Raw genomic sequence first — 17,967 nt, 5'->3', positions numbered from 1 at the left:
CCTCGTTCCGGCGCGCCGGCCGGGTGGCGCGCCCTTAATTGCCCACTGGCGCCCGGAACGGGGCTGCCACTTCATTGACGGTGTCGCCGGTGTCGCTCTTGATGGCAAGACGGACCGTACCGGTCTCCCAGTCAATTTCGATGGCCCCGAAATTGTTCGGCGCATAGCCCGCCCCGATCTGCGCGCGGTCAACTTCCGAAGACGTATCGCGCATCGAGACATTCATCGAGGATGCCGTGATCTCATGGGCAGGATAAGGCAGCACGGCGTCATCCTTGTACAGGAAAGCTGTGTGCCGGTCGCCGGATACAAAGACCACACCCTCGGCCTGCGTCTCGGTGATGAGGCTGTAGAGGCGTTCCTGCTCGGCGGGCAGGCGCGACCACGCTTCATAGCCATGGCCGTCCGTGGTCATGATCTGGATGGACGACACGATCAGGCGCAGGTCAGCCTGTTCCTGAAGCTGGTTCTCCAGCCAGGTCCACTGGTCATTGCCCAGCATGTCCTGCCCCTCGGACGCAGACGCAATATAGCGCTCCTTGCCTTTGGCGCCCCACTCATCGGTGGGAGTCAGGCCGGAGCGGAAGAAACGGGTGTCGAGCATGATGACCTGCACGCGCCGGCCCTCAGGGCCGAAGCTTCGGGCGTAATAGGTGCCGGGCCAGGCGCCGACATCTTCGTTCTCCAGGCCCCAGAACCGCTCATGTATCCGCTCGGCAAGGCGGCGGAAGGGAAACTCGCGGCCCGCATCATTGGCGCCGTAGTCATGGTCATCCCACGCCACCATCATCGGATGCTTTGCCCGCACGGCCTGAAAGTCGGCGCGCGCGGCAAGCTCGGCAAAGCTCTCGCGCAGCTCGTCGAGGGTGGCCTCGTTGCTGATATAGCTGCGCCCGTCCATGTCTCCGTAGACATTGTCCCCGATCATCAGGAAGAGGTCTGCCTCCTGCGCCGCCACGGTCGACATAGCGGTGCCGTCTTCTGTCTCCTCATTGAAGCAGGAGCCGACGAGTATGCGGGTCAGCACGTCCTGATCCCCCGGCAGGGAGACCCCGCTCGGCGCGCGCGGGAAGAAGTCCTCCGGCAGGGTCCGGTAGTAGAATTCGAGCGCGGCCTCCGCGCTCACCGGCGCGAGCAGATCATCGGGGAGGAAAGCCACCGTTCCGGAAGGCGGCGCGGCAGGGGTCTGGCACGAAGCGAGCGCCAGCATCAGCGCGAGATTTGCCGAAAGTGCCCGAAAGCGTCCCATGTTGTCCTCCTGTTGACCCGTGGAGGAACTGTAGGGGCGCTTTGTGACAGGTTTAAAGGGCCAATCGGCTCAGACCGCAAAGAAGAGGTGCCACATCAGCCTTCCGGGCAGGAAGCTGAACAATCCGGCAATTACCAATCCGCCCATGAACATGCCCGTCATGTGCTTGCGGTGAGCTGCGATATTCTTCCGCCGGGCGGCTGCCAGCCCCATCGGCAGGATGATCATGGTCCATGCCGAGAGCGCATGAATGAAGCTGAAACTTCCCGGGTTGAGGCTTTGCAGGAAGAAAGAGCTGACCGCCGTGACAGCCATGCTGACGACCCAGACATAACCCAGCGCCTTGTGCGTTGCCCGGCCCTTCACGCCTGCCAGCAGGACGCAGCCGGCGGCGAACGTGATCACGGCCGCGGCGACATGCGCCTGCAATACGAGCGGTGATTGCAGGAGCAATGTGAAATCCACCCGGAACCGCACCGGGCCGGCTCCGGCCAGCGTCAGATAGCTGATGACCGCGTAAACAAGCAGCGCGACCGCCGCCATCATCCGATTGGGATACAGGCGCCAGAGACGCTCGATGCGGCGCTCGTGCAAGGCAGGCTTGGTGGTGGAAGGCGTGGCAAGGACGGTCATCAGGAAGATCTCCGGAAGCGGTTTGGGGGAAGCGTATGCCCAATTTGCGCTCAGCCCGGCCCCCTGAAACCCAGAGTGCGTGTGGAGGGTGGAATCCTTCGCGAAATCCCGTCAGAACGGCTGACGAAGCACGAAATTCGAGGGGGCTTTCGTTTGCGTATCGCCATTGACTGGAAACAGCGCGGCAAGGAACTCGCGATCTATTGCGCGATCGGCGCCTTCCTGACGGTCATCCGCCCCTACAACGCGACAGGAGACCTGCCGCTTTGGGCAACCTTCCTTTACTGGACCGGGCTGATCATCCTCGGAAGCCTGACCGGGGAGGCGACACACTTCGCGCTCCGCAAACGCCAGCCGCCGCTGCCCACGCCCCTGACGCTGCTGATCGTCAGCGTGTCGACTGCGCTGGTGATCACCATGACCATCATGATCCTCGAAAGGCTCCTGTTCGACCGGGTCCTGACCCTGAGCTATATGCCGCGCCTGTTCGGGCTCGTCTGGGTCATTGCGGCAGCCATGACGGCTGTCGGCTACCTGCTGGAACGATCCGTGCTCGCGCCGCCGCCGGAGCCAGTAGAGGGCGCAAACCCGGAGGCAACATTCCTGTCGCGGTTGCCGGTGAAATACCGCACTGCCCAGCTCTATGCGATCTCCTCGGAGGACCACTACCTGCGCATCCACACCAGCTATGGCGAGGAGCTGATCCTGATGCGGCTGGCCGATGCCATGCGCGAACTTGCCATGGCAGACGGGTTGCAAGTGCACCGGTCCTGGTGGGTGGCAAAGCCGGCGGTGCGCGACACAAACCGTCAGGGCGGCAAGCTCAGCCTTGTGCTGGTGTCGGGCGCGCAGGTTCCCGTATCCCGGACCTTCCTGCCGGAAGTGAAGGCGGCCGGGCTCGCAGCCTGAGCCTACATCGTGACGCCGGTGACCGGATCTGTTGAGACCAGCAGCTGCTTGACGAACTCGATATGGCTGCGCAGCCGGTAGAGATCGTCCGTATAGGACAGCGGCACGTCCAGCTTGCCCACTTCGACCTGCAAGCGCTCGAGCTGTTTCTCCACGCCGATCCGGGCAGCTCCGGTTGGGAGCGCCCTGCCCTGTGCCTCAAGCTCCCGCAGATCCTTGTACCAGACATAGATCTTGCGGCGCACGCGCCACCGGTAGAGCGGCGGGGCCGCCCGCACCAGCGGGAAAGCGAGCGTCAGGAGCGGGATGGCAAGCACCCAGGCCCTGTCGAGAAAGTTCGCCACGCTGAACGGAAAATAGCGCCGCAGGAAGGATGGCCCGTCCTGATAGTAGCGGGCGACCTGCTTGCTGACCGGAAGCTCGACATGCGTCATGCTGGGAAACTGGCCGCCTTTGGTGAAGACGCTGGGCTCGGCATGAATGAGCACGGCTGTATCAAGCAGCAGCGCCTCGATGGCCGGATGGATGTCGCTATGCACGGTAAGCTGGGCGATGGCCGCCACGAGGGGCACATCGCGGGAAGGCACATCCGCGCCGACATCGATCACGCCCCGGATCAAGGTGACGGCAGAAAGGGCCTCCTCACGCCGCCCAAGCGCTTCAGCGCGATCGAAGGGCAATAGCCTCACCTCATCCGAGCGCATGAGGGCCTGAATGTAGGCGGCGCCAGGGGAGGCGGCGAAAGCAACAGCGTCGATCTCGCCCGATAAAAGCGCGGCCTGAGACTCCGTGCTGCCAAGCGCCTGGCGGGAAGCTTCGGGCCAGGCGCCGCCATATTGCTGCTGAAGGCCGAGGGCGAGCGCGCGGGTGCCCGACCCTTCCACACCGATGGAGAGGCGCGCGCTGCGCAGATCGCCGAAACTTTCCGCCGGATGACCGGCGCGCACGAACACCCAGAAGGGTTCTTCAAAAATCCCGCCGGCCGACCGGAGAATTTCCGCGTCCCGGGCCGTCGCCAGTCCGCCCTGGACAATGGCAACATCGACCTCACCGGCTTCCAGCAGGCGAAGATTGTCGATCGAGCCGGCCGTGTCGACAAGTTCGACCTCGATCCCCTGCTCCTCGAGCAGGCGCTCATAGCGCTCGGCATAGGCATGGTAGGCGCCCCCGGGCGAGCCCGCGGCAAAGCGGATGGATTTGGGTGGTGCCGGGTCCATCGCAGCAAGCGCCCAGACAAAGCCGATGAGTGCCACGGCCAGCAAGGGGCCGTAGATTTTCCAGAAGTCCCTGCCCGGCATTCGTCCTGTCCCGCTCCTGCTGCCCCGTTCCCTGCCAGGGCATTTGACCTGCGCAGGCCCCAAGCGCAAGCACCGGGGGCGTCACGCCCTCCGTCAGGCCTTGTGGTAGGGCGTGCCTGCCAGGATGGTCATCGCGCGATAAAGCTGCTCGGCCAGCATCGCGCGCACCAGCCGGTGAGGCCAGGTCTGCACGCCGTAAGCGAGCGTCTGGGGCGCTGCGGCGCGCACTTCAGGCGAATAGCCCTCCGCCCCGCCGATCAGGAAACAGGCGTCGCGCACGCCATCGTCGCGCCAGCGCGAGAGCCGGGACGCGAACATATCGGAGGAGAGGTTTTCTCCGCCTTCATCCAGACGGATGATACGGGCGCCTTCGGGAAGTTTCGCCAGCAGCCGCGCGCCTTCACCATCCACGCCCCCGCCGCTCGCGACTTCGGCTTCGTCGGGACCCCTGAAGCCCAAAGCGCGGGCCATGGCCCCGGCCCGGCGCAGGTAATCATCGGTAAGGTCGCGCTCTGGCCCGTCCTTGAGACGGCCGACAGCGAGTATCTGAAGGCGCATGCCTCAGGTCGCGTTGGCGCGGTGGGCAGACTTGTCGGAAACCCAGATCTTCTCGAGATTGTAAAACTCACGCACTTCCGGGCGGAAGAGGTGAACAATCACATCGCCGGTATCGATCAGGACCCAGTCGGCATTCGGCATGCCTTCGACGCTGGGCTTGCGGCCGGTCATCTTCTTCACTTCCTCGGCCACATTACTCGCGAGCGCCGCAACATGGCGGCTCGAACGTCCGGACGCGATGATCATGAAGTCTGCCAGGGAGGACTTTCCCTGCAGTTCGACAAGGACCAGGTCCTCGGCTTTATCGTCTTCGAGAACGTTGCAGAGCGCATCGGCGACCGTTCTGATCTCTTCGATCGTGACGCTTTTGGGGGGCTGGGCCCGGGAAGTGGCGGATGACAGGACGTGGGTTCCTTTGACTGTTTGAACCTGAAATTACCATGTATGGGCGGTTTCAACCAGCAAAAAGCCCATCTGGACAGAATCCGGGCAGGTGCCCGATGCCAGCCGCCTTTGATCGCTATCAGGCAGCACTGTTCAGCTGGGATACAGGGAATTAAATTTAGTTTGCCAGAAAATCGCCGTATCTATCGGCTTTGTAACCGGGCCCCTCCCGGCCAGACCTCAGGAACAGTCTCATGCGTGCGCCCCTCGTCCTCCTGTCTTTGATTGCCCTGCTGCCGCTTACAAATTGCGCTGTCGCCGCCGTTGGCGCGGTCGGCGCCGCAGGTCTCGCCGCCTCAAAGGACCAGACGATCGGCCAGTCGATCGACGACACCGCCGCCTCCAACGAGATCAAGGGACGCCTTATTTCGGAAAGCTCCAGCCGGTTTGGCGAAGTGGACGTGGAGGTCGCCGGCGGGCTCGTCCTGCTGACCGGCCGGGTCTATTCGGCCGAAGACCGCACCCGCGCCGAAGGCGTCGCCTGGACGTCGATGTACACCCAGGATGTGGCCAATGAGCTCAAGATCGAGCAACCGGGCGGCTTCTTTGCCAATGTATCTGACGAGATAATCAGCGGCCGGGTCCGCTCCCGTCTGATCGGCTCGGGCACGGTCAAGAGCATCAACTTCAATGTCGAGACGTATAATGGCGTGGTCTACCTGATGGGCATCGCGCGCACACCGGAGGAACTACGCCGGGCCGCCGAAGAAGCGAGCGTTGTGGGCGGCGTGAAGCAGGTCGTCTCCTATGTCCGGGTGGTGGACGAGGTGGTGCGCCCTGCGGCCCCGACAACACAAATACCCGTTTCGCCCTCCCCCTCTTACCAATCGCAGCCTGACACGTCATATGACAGCCAGGCGCTGCCCGAACTTCGCGGCGTCAGTTACTGAACCGGAAGCTTTTGGGGGAGGCTTGAGCCCTTCACCTGCCTTCCGGGAACGCGGGAAGGAAGAACAGCGTGACGCTTCGTATTGCCATCCAGATGGACCCGCTGGAGCAGGTCAACATCGACGGGGACACCACCTTTGCGCTCACCGAAGTGGCGCAGTCCCGCGGCGCCGAGATTTTCATCTATGGCCCGGCCGACCTTTCCTTCCGGGAGGGCCGCGTGACCGCCTGGGCTCGTCCGGCAAAGGTTCAGCGTGTCCGCGAAACCCCCGGTCTCTTCGGCCCACACCAGACGCTGGACATCGCGCGCGATGTCGATGTGGTCCTGATGCGCCAGGATCCGCCATTCGACATGGCCTACATCACCGCCTGCCACTTACTCGAAGCGGTGACGGGCCAGACCCTTGTGGTCAATGATCCGGCCGGTGTGCGTTCCAGCCCGGAGAAGATTTTCCCGCTGATGTTTCCCGAACTTATGCCGCCAACCCTTGTGACGCGCGACCGCCGGGAGATTGACGCCTTCCGCGATGAATACCGCGATATCATCGTCAAGCCGCTGCACGGGCATGGCGGGGCGGGCGTGTTCCGACTGAAGTACGACGACCCCAATCTCGACTCGCTGCTGGAGCTTTTCTTTGCCCGGGCGCCTGAGCCGCTGATGGTGCAGGCTTTCCTGCCGGCCGTTTCTGAAGGCGACAAGCGCGTCATCCTGATCGATGGCGAACCGGTCGGCGCCATCAACCGGCGGCCAAAAGCCGGCCAGGTCCGGTCAAACCTGGTCGTTGGCGGGACAGCCGAGGCCACAGACCTCTCCGCCGCGGACCGCAACATTTGTGAGGCCATCGGGCCGGAACTGCGGCGCCGGGGGCTCACCCTGACCGGTATTGACGTGATCGGCGGACGCCTCACCGAGGTCAATGTCACCTCACCGACCGGCCTTCAGGCCCTTAAGCGTCTGTCAGGCATTGATGCGGCTGCAAAATTCTGGGACGTTGTGCAGGCAAAGCTTGCCGCAGGCTGACGCTTGGGCCAATTTCGGGGAATGCTCATGAAACCGATTACTGTCGCGCTTCTCTTGTCCCTCGCTGCCACCGGCGCAGCCTGCTCCGATGCTGTCGAGCCGAGCGCCGAAGCAGTTGCCGCAGCGCCCGCCGAAGGTGACCCGCTGTCGGTCGATATGTCGACGGCAACCTCCGAGACAGAGCTCAGCGGTACGCTGAACCTGAATATCGGCGCGCCGCAGGAAAGCTCCACACGCCTGCTCGGCTCAGACAGCCTTGGCGGTTCGGGCGAAAGCAATACCGTTCTTGGCGCGGGCGTCCTCAGCGGCGCCAGGTTTGGTGAAAGCATCGATCTCGGCATCGATCTGGACGAGATGGAAGACGCGGCTTCGCTGCTGGAAGCGCCTTCGGAGCCTGGTGCCGCAGAAGACGATCTCATCCGCCTGCCCGACTAAACGGGCTAGCCGGCCAGTTCTTCAGCTTCCATCCATTCCGAACACGCCCTGACCGCTTCCGGCAGAAGATCCGGGCGTTCTATGTAGTAATGATCGGCCCCTTGTATATCCTGGTAGGTCTTCCGGTCATGGGAGACGGCTTTATAGAGGCGCGCTGCATGGCTGGGCGTGCAGGCAAGGTCTGCGGTATTGTTGATCACCAGCACCGGGCAGGAAATGCGCGCCGCATTGCCAAGACCATCCGCATTCGTCGTATCATAGCCCCATTGGGACAGCCAGGATCGCAGCGTCGTGAACCGCGCAAGGCCGACCGGTCCGTCATTGGCGATGCGCGGCTCTCCCAGGTAGCAGGTATAGGGGCGCCGGTCTGACGGCTCCTGCATGGGGTCGGTCCAGCAGACATTGGCCATCGTGCCGTGAACGGTGAAGGCGCGTTCCATATTGGGCTCGCCCTTTCGGCGCAGATCGTCGAGCGTCTCACGCACCCAGGACGTGATCCGGCGGTTGCGATCAAGCTGCGCCGCACGGAAGCGGGCCACGAAAGCAGGCGTGTAGGGCGGCTGATCAGGATTGGCCGGATCATAGATGTTGAGCGATGGATCCCGCTCGAACGGGCGGGCCTCGTCATGGATCGACGGATCCATCCATTCGGTCAGCGTCACCGCGCGGCTGACATGAGCGGCCAGCAGCATGATGCCATCGGCGGGCGGCAGGTCTTTCTTTGTCAGGTCATACGGCTCACCGGCCGGTGTCTCGGTGATCGTCGTTTTCTCGGCCTGATCCTGATAAAACAGGGAGAGCGAGCCGCCACCCGACCAGCCGCCGAGGATCACGCGGCCATAGCCAAGCTTCGTGCGGGCATGGGCGATGCAGGCGCCAAGATCGGCCAGGCACTTTTCCATTATGAGGGCGGTGTCATTGCCCCGGTAGCGCGTGTTGCAATAGATGACATGGTGGCCGGCATGGGCGAGCGCGTTGACCAGTGGCAGGAACGCTCCGCCGCCAATGGGGTGGGAAAAGATTACCACACTACGCGCTGACGTTCCCTCGCGGAATATCCGCATGCATTCGACAACCACCTTCTCCCCTGCCCCGCCATAGACATCCTTGAAGGCGGATGTCTCTGTGTGCAGGACCAGATATGGCTCGCGAACCAGTCTCTGCTGGCTTGACATCGCGTCTTCCTCCTTGCCCCGATTGAACTTGCAGCACATTATAGCGTCAGCGCGCCGGAGCAACGGCGCCGCAGGGTCAAGCCCGAGGGGCAAGGGAGAATTGAGCCATGATCAAGGTGAACGGCATTCATCACATCGCCATCATGGCGGCGGACATCCGCGAACATATCGCGTTCTTTTCAGATGTTCTGGGCTGCAAGCTCTCGGCGATCTTCGACATGCACGGCGTGCCCGGCGGCGTTCATGCCTTCCTGCACATGGATGACCATTCCTATTTCTCGGTCGTGGAATTGCCTGCGGTCAAGAATATCCCGATCGAGCTCGGCGTGACCCATGCCGGCACCGGCGCAGACCCGTCCGCCCCCGGAACAATGCAGCACCTCGCCTTTCGGGTCGATACGCCCGCAGAGCTTCTCGCCATCCGGGACCGCATCCGCAAGAAGGGTATCAATGTCATCGGACCGCTCGATCATGCGATGTGCCAGTCGATCTACTTTGCCGGGCCCGACCAGCTCACCCTGGAAGTGGCGTGTTCGGAGGAAGCAATCAATCCAGACGCCTGGATAGATCCGGCCGTGATCGCGCGGCTTGGGATTTCGGACGAGGACCTTGCCCGGTACAAGAGCCCGGATCCGTATTCAGGCGAAGGCGGCAAGGTCGCCCAGCCGCCTTATGATCCCGCCAAGCCGCACCAAGCCTATCCCGAGCCGATGTACAAGGCGATGATCGCAGCGCCTGATGACGTCATTACCAGGTCAGCGAAGTTCGAGCCTCCGGTGAAGATTGCGAGCTAGGGTCGCTGGCTGAGCGCTTTCAGGCGATAGATCAGGTCAAGCGCCTCGCGCGGGGTGAGGCTGTCGGGATCTGCCGCCTCAAGCGCTTCGATCAGGGCAGAGCTCTCGGCAGGACATTCCGGGGCCGGGTCCTCGGCCACCATCGCGAACAGAGGCAGGCTTTCAGCCGCCGATGGGCCTGCTTCCAGCTTCTTGAGGATCTGCCCGGCGCGGGCGACCGCCGAGCGCGGAAGGCCGGCGAGCTTTGCCACCTGCACGCCATAGGAGCGGTCCGCCGGGCCAGGCTGGACCTCATGCAGGAAGATCAGGTCCTGCTTCCATTCGCGCGCCTTCAGCGAGGCATTGGCCGCAGCCGGGAGGCGCGCGGCAAGGTCTGTCAGCTCATGATAATGCGTGGCGAAGATGGCGCGGCATCTGTTCGTATCGTGAAGATGCTCGGCCGCTGCCCAGGCGATGGCAAGGCCGTCCCAGGTTGCTGTGCCCCGACCGACTTCATCAAGAATGACAAAACTTTCCGGCGTTGCCTGATTGAGGATCGCGGCGGTTTCCACCATCTCGACCATGAAGGTCGAGCGGCCGCGCGCCAGATCGTCCGAGGCGCCGACGCGTGAGAAGACACGGTCTGCAAGGCCCAGCCTCAGCGAGGTTGCCGGAACAAAACCGCCCGCCTGAGCCAGGATCACGGCAAGGGCCGACTGGCGCAGGTATGTGGATTTACCCGCCATGTTGGGGCCGGTGACCAGCAGGAAGCGCGCGCCGTCCGTGCCGTCCGCATCCAGAAGAAGATCGTTTGCGGTAAAGCCCTTCCCGTCCCGTTTGAGGGCGGCTTCGACAACTGGGTGGCGCAGGCCCCTTGCCTCAAAGACCGGGCGGTGATCAAATTGCGGGCGCACGGCGCCCACTTCGCCGGCCCAGACCGCATGGCTGGCGGCGGCGTCAAGTTCTGCCAGAGCCGCCGCAATGAGGGCCAGCGGCCCGGCAAGCTGGTCGGCCCTGGCGCAGAGGCCGTCAAATATGGCGATCTCGCGCGCTTTGGCCTCGTCTTCTGCCCGGCCGATGCGCCCGGCAAGATCGGCCAGCTCATGCGTGGAGAAGCGGACCGCCCCGGCCATCGTCTGGCGGTGAATGAAATCGGCCGATAGCGGCGCGCGCAGCATCGGGTCTGCCTTGGCGGCGGGCACTTCGATAAAATAGCCCAGCACATTGTTGAACTTGACCTTCAGGGCCGAAATTCCGGTCTGATCGGCATACTTTGCCTGCAGCTCAGCAATCACGCGGCGGCTGCCGTCCCTCAGGGCACGGACTTCATCGAGGCCTGCGTCCCATCCCTGCGCCACGAAACCGCCTTCGCGGGCGAGCATGGGCGGGGCTTCCACCAGGGCGCGGGCGATATCTTCGGCAAAAGCCCGCACGGAAGGCGCGCCGGAAAGGCCCAGGGTTCCGGCAACATCGGCAAGGCGCTCGGGCAAATCCTGCCCCAGCAAGGCGGCCGCGTCTGCGCCCGAGAGCACCGCCTTTGAGAGTGCCTGAAGATCCCGCGGGCCACCACGCCCAAGGTTGAGCCGCATCACCGCGCGCTCTAGGTCGGGCGCCGATTTCAGCCGCGCGCGCACATCCTCGAGCAGGCCGCCTCCCGACATCAGATGCGAGACCGCGTCCTGCCGGGACGTGATCTCGGCGATGCTGCGCGAAGGCCGCGCCAGCCGCGCTGCCAGAAGGCGCGCGCCGGGCGCCGTCACCGTCCGGTCAATCACGGCAAGCAGCGTCCCGTCCCGGCCCCCGCTGATGCTGCGGTCGATTTCCAGACTGGCGCGCGTTGCCGGATCAATAAGCAGAAGCCCGCCCGCTTCCGGACGCCTTGGCGCGCGCAGCCGGATCGGGGCACCTGCCTGGGTCAGCTTCACATAGTCGAGCAGCAAGCCGGCCGCGGCCAGCTCCACCCGGCTGAAATCGCCCAGCGCATCAAGCGCGGCAAGGCCAAACACTTCCTTCAGCAGGGTTTCGCCCACTTTGGCGGTTGCGGCGCGGCCCGGGCGCTCGGTGACCGGGGCGCTTAGGAAACCGCGCGCCTCCCGGATAAGGCGGCGGTCTGCGTCCTCCTGCGAAATTACCAGTTCGCTCAGCGGCCAGGCGAGCAGCGCCTCGCCGAGACGCGCGGCCGGAATGGCGGTCAGGTCAAATGCGCCGGTCGAGACATCGCAGACCGCAAGCGCCGCCTCGCCTGTTCCCGCAAAGGCGAGGGCTGCGAGGGCCTGCCCCTGCCGGGCGGGCAGCAGGGCGTCCTCGGTCAATGTCCCCGGTGTCACGATCCGCACGACACCGCGCTGGACGATTGACTTCGACCCGCGTTTGCGCGCCTCGGCTGGAGACTCCAATTGCTCGCAGACCGCGACCCGGCACCCGGCCTTGATCAGCCGCGCCAGATAGCCCTCTGCTGCATGATACGGCACCCCTGCCATCGGAATGGGCTTGCCGTCATGTTCGCCCCGCGCCGTCAGCGTGATGTCGAGAATCCCGGCTGCCTCAACGGCATCTTCGAAGAACAGCTCATAGAAATCGCCCATGCGGAAGAACAGCAGAGCGCCCGGATGCTCTGCCTTGATCGACAGATACTGCGCCATGAAGGGCGTCGGTTCTGTTGTGGCGGAAGGGCGGGCTGTGTCGGGCATGGGGCGGCAAGCTAGCCGGGTCCGCGCAGATTCGCAAAGCCATGCGGCACCAGCGCCCCCATTTCACTGTTGGCAGGGCCTCCGGCGCGGCCTAGACGGGACAGAGACAGACACCCGCAACAGAACAACCGTCCGAGCGAACCTGAAATGACCACGCAGCGTCCAAGCTTCACCGACCAGGAAGCCCTAGATTTCCACTCCCACCCGACCGCTGGCAAGATCTCCATGATCCCGACCAAGCCGATGGGGACGCAGCGTGACCTGTCGCTGGCTTACAGCCCCGGCGTCGCCATCCCGGTTCTGGCCATCTCGGAGAACCCCGACAAAGCCTATGACTACACCTCCAAGGGAAACCTCGTAGCGGTCATCTCCAATGGCACGGCCATCCTCGGCCTTGGCAATCTCGGCCCGATGGCGTCCAAGCCCGTAATGGAGGGCAAGTCGGTCCTCTTCAAACGCTTTGCCGACATCGACAGTTTCGATGTCGAAGTTGACACGACCGATGTCGAAGATTTCATCCGCACCGTGCGCAACATCGGCGCCACATGGGGCGGCATAAACCTGGAGGACATCTCCTCCCCTGCCTGTTTCATCATCGAGAGCCGCCTGCGCGACGAGCTCGACATTCCTGTTTTCCATGATGATCAGCACGGCACCGCCATCATCGCCGCCGCCGGCCTGATCAATGCCTGCCACATCACCGGCCGCCAGCTGAAAGACGTGAAGGTTGCAATTTCCGGCGCCGGCGCGGCAGGCCTGTCGGTTGCCGGCCTCATCCGGCATCTCGGCGTGAAAGCCGAGAACATCCTGATCTGCGACACGGCCGGCGTAGTCTATGAAGGCCGCACCGAAAAGATGGACCAGTTCAAGTCTGCCTTCGCGGTCAAGACCAAGAAGCGCACGCTGACCGAAGCAATGGACGGAGCCGACGTGTTCCTCGGCCTGTCGGTCAAGGGCGCGGTCACCCAGGACATGGTCAAGTCGATGGCAAAGAACCCCATCATCTTTGCCATGGCCAACCCCGATCCGGAAATCACGCCGGAAGAAATCAAGGCCGCGCGCAACGACGCCATCATCGCGACGGGCCGGTCGGACTATCCCAACCAGGTCAACAATGTTCTGGGCTTCCCTTACATCTTCCGCGGCGCGCTCGACGTTCGCGCGCGGGGTATTACTGAGGAAATGAAGGTCGCCTGCGCCCGGGCGCTCGCCGAGCTTGCCCGCGAGGACGTCCCCGATGAAGTCGCCGCCGCCTATCACGGGGCCCGGCCGAGCTTTGGCCGTGACTACATCATTCCGAGCCCGTTTGACCCGCGCCTTATCAGCTTCGTTCCGCCCTTCGTAGCGCAGGCCGCGATGGATACAGGCGTCGCGCGCAAGCCGATTGCCGACATGGATGCCTATCGCCGCAGCCTCGTGCGCCGGGCCGATCCGTCGGCTGCCTTCCTGCAGGGCGTCCAGGCCCGCGCGCGGGAAACCCAGCGCCGCATCGTGTTTGCTGAAGGCGAAGAACCCGCCGTCGTTCGCGCCGCGTTCAGCTTCAAGAACCAGGGCCTTGGCCATCCGATCCTGATCGGCCGCGAGGCCCAGGTGGAACGCGCAATGGAGCAGATGGGCATTCCGCTTGGCTCGCTCGACATCATCAACGCTCGCCTTTCGGACAAGAACCCGGTTTATGTTGACTTCCTCTATGAACGCCTTCAGCGCCGCGGCTATCTCAAGCGCGATGTCCAGCGTCTCGTAAACCAGGACCGCAACATCTTCGGCAGCTGCATGCTGAAGAATGGCGACGCAGACGGCATGGTCACCGGCGTTACCCGCAATTACGACGCCGCCCTGAAGGACGCGATGATGGTGCTCGACCCCATCGCAGGCCAGGCCCTGATCGGCATGTCGATGGTAATCAATCTAGGCAAGACGATCTTCATTGCCGACACCAGCGTGCATGAACTCCCCGACGGCCCCACCCTGGCCAACATCGCGCTGGAAGCGGCCCGCGCCGTGCGCGGCCTCGGCTTCACCCCCCGCGTGGCGTTCCTCTCCTACTCCACCTTCGGCAATCCGATGGGTGAGCGCGGCGACCGTGTCCGCGAGGCAGTCGCCATTCTTGATCAGCGCACGGACATTGACTTCGAGTATGAAGGCGATGTCAACGCCGATGTGGCGATGAACCCGAACCACCGCCTGGTCTATCCCTTCTCGCGCCTCAGCGGCCCGGCCAACGTGCTCGTCATGCCGGCAATCCACTCGGCCTCGATTGCGACAAACCTTCTCGAAGCGATGAGCCGGGCGACCGTCATCGGCCCGATGCTGTTTGGCCTTGAAAAGCCGGTACAGATTTCCTCGCTCGGGGCGACGGTCGGCGACATTGTGGATCTCGCCACCATTGCTGCCTATGACACAGACCGCGTCTAGGCGGTCTTGAAGGTCAGAAGTCCAGGCCCTTTCCAACCGCGTCGCCGGAGGCTGGCGGCTTGGCGCGCGCCTGGCGCAGCCATTCCAGAATTGAGAGCACCACGGCGACCCCACCAAGCCAGAAAGTGACGATAAACACGGTATAATATCCGTGCACCTCGATCATCTCGCCCAGCCAGGGCCGGCCGAGCGTACCGATCAGCATGGTGAGCGAGCCGAGCAGCGCGTACTGAACAGCCGCAAAGCGTGGGTTCACGACCGATGTCAGATAGGCAACGACCGCGACACTGGCAAAGCCCCCGGCGAGGTTTTCCCCGCCGATGGCCAGCATCAGCCGCGCCATGCGGGCGCCCGCTTCCGCGCCCTGCCCTTCCGGAGAGATCGACGCGGCCCAGCCGGCAAACATCCGGATCGGATCTGCCAGCCGGGTCCATTCGAGGAAGGCATCAATTGCAAAGCCGCCGCGGGCAAGGTCGGCAAACAGGAGATTGGTGGCGGCCGCCAGAACGGCGCCAATCACCAGAACCGGCATCCGCCCGATCAGGCTGATGACGATAACCCCGATGGCAGCGCCTGCCATGGTCATCAGCACACCGAAGAATTTCGAGGCAACGGCCACGTCCGCCATGGTGTGCCCGATCGCGCCATACTCGGTGCCGAGATAGAAGGGATAGGCAAATGCCCCCCAGACTGCATCGGCAAACCTGTAGGTCAGCGCCAGCAGCAACACGAGCAGCGCGCCCCAGCCGAGACGGCCGATCATTTCCATCAGAGGATCGAAGATCGCCCGGAACAGGGAATGTACCACGCGCACCGCGCGGGTGTCTCCGGCCTTGTCCGGCACGGCGATACCCGGCACGCGGCCATGCCGCCACAGGAGGAAAGCTGCCAATGTAGCAGGCACCATAACCGTCAGGATCACGATAATCGGTCCCTGCTCGCGCACAAACGCGCTGCCGCTGGGCGGGGGTACCTGGGTAAGCGAGGCAAACACATGCCAGGCGATCATCGCGATGGCGAGGGCCCAGCCGGCAGCAACTGCGACCGTGAATATGCGCAAGGGGTTTTCCGGGACCGTCGCCTGAAAGCTTTCGCGCGCTTCGGCAGGCTTGCCCGACAGCTCGGGTTCCGGCGCAATGAACGTGCCGGAAATTGCCAGCACCATCATCAGCGCGATCAGGCCGTAGACCATCTGCCAGCCGATATACTCGGCCAGCAGCAGCGCCATGAAGCCGGTAATGAAGGTCGAGGCGCGATAGCCGAACTGGTAGAGCGCGGCCATCAGGTCCTTGTCTTCCTCGCTGCGCGCAACCTCGATACGCCAGGCATCGAGCACGGTGTCATGCGTCGCCGAGAGGAGCGCCACGCCGAGGGCGACGAGCGCGATGAGGCCAATCTGGCTGCCGGGATTGGAGAAGGGCAGGATCAGCAGCAGGACGGCGATCGGGACCTGGAAACTCAAAAGCCAGGTGCGGCGCGGCCCCAGCACCGGCTTTGGATGGCGCGCAACCTGAAAGGCTGGCGACCAGAGATATTTGAAAGCGTAGCCGAGCGTTATTAGCGAAAGCGTGCCGATCGTCGAAGGGGTCACCCCCTCCACCGTCAGCCAGGCGTTCAGGGTGCCCAGCACCGCCCCGAAAGGCAGGCCTGCCGCAAGCGCCAGCAGCAGCATTGCCGCCATGCGCCGGTCGTTCAGCGCGCGCAGCGCCCGGATGAAACGCGGGGTCTTGTCTGTCTCTGCAGCTTCCACCGCCGCGGTCATGCGGCACCCGCCACGGCGCCGGGCCGGCCGGTCCAGCGCAGCGCGAGGCGGCGCAACGCTTCGGCGTCCAGCGGCTTGGCGGCCACCCCGTCTGCGCCGGCTTCCCGCGCGCGGCGCTCGATGTCAGGATTGATCTCGGCCGAGACAGCAATCACGGGCCGCGCAAAACCGCCTGCCCGCAGGCGGCGCATCGCTTCAAACCCGTCCATCACCGGCATGCGAAGGTCCATCAGCACCAGGTCAGGCTCCATTGTTTCGGCAGCCTCCAGGGCTTCGCTGCCGGTTGCGGCAACTGTTACGGTAAATCCGGCCGATTCCAAGGCGCGCCGAGCAATCAGCGCGTTTACAGGATTGTCATCTGCGATCAGCACGCGCCCCGCGCCGGAGGCCGCTTCCTGCTCCTCCACGGCGGCGCGGCCCGACCGCGCCAGCAGGATATGTTCGGCCACCGAACTCATCCGCAGCGGACGCACGAGCCAGCCGACACAGCCGAGCGCGCGGAACCGGCCGATGGCGCCCCTGTCTTCCGGGCGCAGCACGACAAGCGACGCCGCCCGCCTGGCGAGCGCTGCGACCATACCTTCGGGCATATCTGCGCCAACAAGCAGGACATCAATCCGGGCAGGCATATGCGAGGCCCCCGTGTCCACCTGGAAAACGTCGGTGCCCATGGCGTGCAGCCCGGCCGAGAGGGAAAGCGCGGTGGCGGGCGGAAGGCCCGCGAGACACACCCGGCCCCCGATCACCGGCAACGGATCGGCCGGCGCCGCGCCGGACCGCTGAAGCGGCAGGTAAACACTGAAACAGGCCCCCTCCCCGAGCGCGGACGATACCTCCACGCGCCCGCCCAGAAGGTCGGTCAGGCGCTTGACGATGGCGAGGCCAAGGCCGACCCCGCCATCGCGGTAAGCATCCCCCGATGCGGTCTGGCGGAAGGCCTCGAACAGCCGCGCCTGATCGGCCGCCGCAATGCCCGGCCCGGTATCCCGGATATGAAACACAAGACCGTCAGGCACGATCTCCGCATCTATCAGCACAGCGCCGCGCGCGGTAAACTTGAGGGCATTGCCCACCAGGTTGAACAGGATCTGACGGATCCGGCCTGCATCACCCAAAAATCCCGGCATCGGCGCGGGCAAGGTACGCACCGCCAGATCAAGACCGGCCGCATGCGCGCGCGGGCTGAGAAGTTCCACCACCTCGCCGCAGAGCCGCGCCGGGCAGAATTCCTCCGCTTCGATTTCCACGGCCGACGCGTCCAGCCGCGCGTAATCGAGCACATTGTTCAGCAGGTCGAGCAGGCGGGCACCCGACAGGCGGATGGTCTCGGCATATTCGCGCTGGGCCGGTGAAAGCTCGGTCTCAAGCAGCAGCGAAACCGTGCCCAGAATCCCGTTCAGGGGCGTGCGGATTTCATGGCTGGCAGTGGCCAGAAAGGTCTGTTCGGGCGTGTCGGCGCCGCCGGGGCGTCTGGTATCCTGGGTCATGGGCCGGGAGCCTATCCGAAAGCCTTAAGAAGAGGCTTAACCCGGTGATGCCCTGCGCGCCTATCTTGTCAGCGCGCCTCCTCCTCCCGTACGGCATCGGCGGGCCGCAGGTGGCGGCGATGCCATGCCCTACCGAATTACTCCCGACCTGCGCCTTGTGTCCCGGCAGACAGACATTCATTGGCGACACGTGCAGCGCGCGCGGAGAACTCTGCTTCGGCAACTGCATG

At 64.2% G+C, this 17,967-nt stretch carries 15 protein-coding genes; 6 read left to right on the top strand and 9 right to left on the bottom strand.

What is annotated here, in order from left to right; genetic code table 11:
• Positions 1-34: 34 nt before the first annotated feature.
• Positions 35-1,249: an alkaline phosphatase D family protein gene (locus KG722_RS12075; protein ID WP_213272034.1), complete on the bottom strand. Its 1,215-nt coding sequence runs from the start codon at positions 1,247-1,249 to the stop codon at positions 35-37.
• Positions 1,250-1,318: 69 nt separating this feature from the next.
• Entirely contained in the window at positions 1,319-1,882 is a 564-nt protein-coding gene (locus KG722_RS12070) for a DUF2306 domain-containing protein (RefSeq protein ID WP_300998482.1), read from the bottom strand.
• 153 nt (positions 1,883-2,035) lie between these two features.
• Here KG722_RS12070 and KG722_RS12065 point away from each other — a divergent pair, with 153 nt between their 5' ends.
• Positions 2,036-2,791 carry a LytTR family DNA-binding domain-containing protein gene (locus tag KG722_RS12065; protein WP_213272033.1) on the top strand — a complete coding sequence of 252 codons (756 nt, stop codon included), beginning with the start codon at positions 2,036-2,038 and terminating at the stop codon, positions 2,789-2,791.
• A gap of 2 nt (positions 2,792-2,793) precedes the next feature.
• Here KG722_RS12065 and KG722_RS12060 read toward each other — a convergent pair whose 3' ends face one another.
• The 3 genes from KG722_RS12060 to rsfS all read right to left on the bottom strand — a co-directional run bounded on the left by KG722_RS12060 (position 2,794) and on the right by rsfS (position 5,004).
• Entirely contained in the window at positions 2,794-4,089 is a 1,296-nt protein-coding gene (locus KG722_RS12060) for a TAXI family TRAP transporter solute-binding subunit (protein ID WP_213272032.1), read from the bottom strand.
• A 93-nt stretch (positions 4,090-4,182) separates the two neighbouring features.
• Positions 4,183-4,647 (bottom strand): 23S rRNA (pseudouridine(1915)-N(3))-methyltransferase RlmH, encoded by a 465-nt coding sequence (gene rlmH, locus KG722_RS12055; RefSeq protein ID WP_213272031.1) that lies wholly within the window; start codon positions 4,645-4,647, stop codon positions 4,183-4,185.
• A gap of 3 nt (positions 4,648-4,650) precedes the next feature.
• On the bottom strand, positions 4,651-5,004 hold the full coding sequence (gene rsfS, locus KG722_RS12050) for a ribosome silencing factor (RefSeq protein WP_366910249.1): 354 nt from the start codon (positions 5,002-5,004) through the stop codon (positions 4,651-4,653).
• Between the two features lie 281 nt (positions 5,005-5,285).
• On the opposite strand from rsfS, the gene KG722_RS12045 reads away from it, so the two are divergent.
• From KG722_RS12045 to KG722_RS12035, 3 genes are all read left to right on the top strand, one after another.
• The gene (locus tag KG722_RS12045) at positions 5,286-5,981 is read left to right on the top strand and encodes a BON domain-containing protein (protein ID WP_213272030.1); all 696 of its coding nucleotides are present in this window, start codon (positions 5,286-5,288) and stop codon (positions 5,979-5,981) included.
• Positions 5,982-6,049: 68 nt separating this feature from the next.
• Entirely contained in the window at positions 6,050-7,000 is a 951-nt protein-coding gene (gene gshB / locus KG722_RS12040; protein ID WP_213272029.1) for a glutathione synthase, read from the top strand.
• A gap of 27 nt (positions 7,001-7,027) precedes the next feature.
• A complete protein-coding gene (locus KG722_RS12035; RefSeq protein WP_213272028.1) occupies positions 7,028-7,435 on the top strand; it encodes a hypothetical protein in 408 nt (135 codons plus the stop codon).
• A 5-nt stretch (positions 7,436-7,440) separates the two neighbouring features.
• Here KG722_RS12035 and KG722_RS12030 read toward each other — a convergent pair whose 3' ends face one another.
• A complete protein-coding gene (locus KG722_RS12030; protein WP_213272027.1) occupies positions 7,441-8,610 on the bottom strand; it encodes an alpha/beta hydrolase in 1,170 nt (389 codons plus the stop codon).
• Between the two features lie 107 nt (positions 8,611-8,717).
• Between KG722_RS12030 and KG722_RS12025 the strand changes: the two genes are divergently transcribed.
• Positions 8,718-9,404: a VOC family protein gene (locus KG722_RS12025; RefSeq protein ID WP_213272026.1), complete on the top strand. Its 687-nt coding sequence runs from the start codon at positions 8,718-8,720 to the stop codon at positions 9,402-9,404.
• On the opposite strand, the gene mutS is transcribed toward KG722_RS12025, so the two are convergent.
• Positions 9,401-12,073: a DNA mismatch repair protein MutS gene (gene mutS, locus KG722_RS12020; RefSeq protein WP_213272025.1), complete on the bottom strand. Its 2,673-nt coding sequence runs from the start codon at positions 12,071-12,073 to the stop codon at positions 9,401-9,403. The genes KG722_RS12025 and mutS overlap by 4 nt on opposite strands.
• Before the next feature lie 147 nt (positions 12,074-12,220).
• Here mutS and KG722_RS12015 point away from each other — a divergent pair, with 147 nt between their 5' ends.
• Positions 12,221-14,488 carry an NADP-dependent malic enzyme gene (locus KG722_RS12015; protein WP_213272024.1) on the top strand — a complete coding sequence of 756 codons (2,268 nt, stop codon included), beginning with the start codon at positions 12,221-12,223 and terminating at the stop codon, positions 14,486-14,488.
• Between the two features lie 13 nt (positions 14,489-14,501).
• Here the strand turns inward: KG722_RS12015 and KG722_RS12010 are convergent, their stop codons facing one another.
• Together KG722_RS12010 and KG722_RS12005 are read right to left on the bottom strand one after the other, a co-directional pair.
• Positions 14,502-16,250: a hypothetical protein gene (locus KG722_RS12010; RefSeq protein WP_213272023.1), complete on the bottom strand. Its 1,749-nt coding sequence runs from the start codon at positions 16,248-16,250 to the stop codon at positions 14,502-14,504.
• Positions 16,247-17,737, bottom strand: coding sequence for an ATP-binding protein (locus KG722_RS12005; RefSeq protein WP_213272022.1), 1,491 nt, complete (start codon positions 17,735-17,737; stop codon positions 16,247-16,249). Before KG722_RS12005 ends, KG722_RS12010 begins: the two co-directional genes overlap by 4 nt.
• Positions 17,738-17,967: the final 230 nt, after the last annotated feature.

It is taken from the genome of Hyphomonas sp., from assembly GCF_018402285.1.
Lineage (GTDB): Bacteria > Pseudomonadota > Alphaproteobacteria > Caulobacterales > Hyphomonadaceae > Hyphomonas.
This window is presented reverse-complemented; position numbering and strand designations above follow the sequence as displayed.